General features: G+C 53.1%; 1 rRNA gene. It reads left to right on the plus strand.

Annotation, left to right across the window (positions count from 1 at the left end):
• Positions 1 to 1,516: ribosomal RNA gene (locus DAE25_RS22580) — 23S ribosomal RNA — on the plus strand; the annotation flags it as partial.

A 1,516-nucleotide genomic window follows, 5' to 3' on the forward strand; every position in this document is an offset into this window, starting at 1 on the left:
GGCGCACGGTGGATGCCTTGGCACTAGGAGCCGATGAAGGACGGGACGAACACCGATATGCTTCGGGGAGCTGTAAGCAAGCTTTGATCCGGAGATTTCCGAATGGGGAAACCCACCACTCGTAATGGAGTGGTATCCATATCTGAATTCATAGGATATGAGAAGGCAGACCCGGGGAACTGAAACATCTAAGTACCCGGAGGAAGAGAAAGCAAATGCGATTCCCTGAGTAGCGGCGAGCGAAACGGGATTAGCCCAAACCAAGAGGCTTGCCTCTTGGGGTTGTAGGACACTCTGTACGGAGTTACAAAGGAACGAGGTAGATGAAGAGGTCTGGAAAGGCCCGCCATAGGAGGTAACAGCCCTGTAGTCAAAACTTCGTTCTCTCCTGAGTGGATCCTGAGTACGGCGGAACACGTGAAATTCCGTCGGAATCCGGGAGGACCATCTCCCAAGGCTAAATACTCCCTAGTGACCGATAGTGAACCAGTACCGTGAGGGAAAGGTGAAAAGCACCCCGGAAGGGGAGTGAAAGAGATCCTGAAACCGTGTGCCTACAAGTAGTCAGAGCCCGTTAACGGGTGATGGCGTGCCTTTTGTAGAATGAACCGGCGAGTTACGATCCCGTGCAAGGTTAAGCAGAAGATGCGGAGCCGCAGCGAAAGCGAGTCTGAATAGGGCGCATGAGTACGTGGTCGTAGACCCGAAACCAGGTGATCTACCCATGTCCAGGGTGAAGTTCAGGTAACACTGAATGGAGGCCCGAACCCACGCACGTTGAAAAGTGCGGGGATGAGGTGTGGGTAGGGGTGAAATGCCAATCGAACCTGGAGATAGCTGGTTCTCTCCGAAATAGCTTTAGGGCTAGCCTCAAGGTAAGAGTCTTGGAGGTAGAGCACTGATTGGACTAGGGGCCCCTACCGGGTTACCGAATTCAGTCAAACTCCGAATGCCAATGACTTATCCTTGGGAGTCAGACTGCGAGTGATAAGATCCGTAGTCGAAAGGGAAACAGCCCAGACCGCCAGCTAAGGTCCCAAAGTATACGTTAAGTGGAAAAGGATGTGGAGTTGCTTAGACAACCAGGATGTTGGCTTAGAAGCAGCCACCATTTAAAGAGTGCGTAATAGCTCACTGGTCGAGTGACTCTGCGCCGAAAATGTACCGGGGCTAAACGTATCACCGAAGCTGCGGACTGTTCTTCGAACAGTGGTAGGAGAGCGTTCTAAGGGCTGTGAAGCCAGACCGGAAGGACTGGTGGAGCGCTTAGAAGTGAGAATGCCGGTATGAGTAGCGAAAGAGGGGTGAGAATCCCCTCCACCGAATGCCTAAGGTTTCCTGAGGAAGGCTCGTCCGCTCAGGGTTAGTCGGGACCTAAGCCGAGGCCGAAAGGCGTAGGCGATGGACAACAGGTTGATATTCCTGTACCACCTCCTCACCATTTGAGCAATGGGGGGACGCAGGAGGATAGGGTAAGCGCGGTATTGGATATCCGCGTCCAAGCAGTTAGGCAGAT

This window comes from Nocardioides terrigena, assembly GCF_003047265.1.
GTDB lineage: Bacteria > Actinomycetota > Actinomycetes > Propionibacteriales > Nocardioidaceae > Nocardioides > Nocardioides terrigena.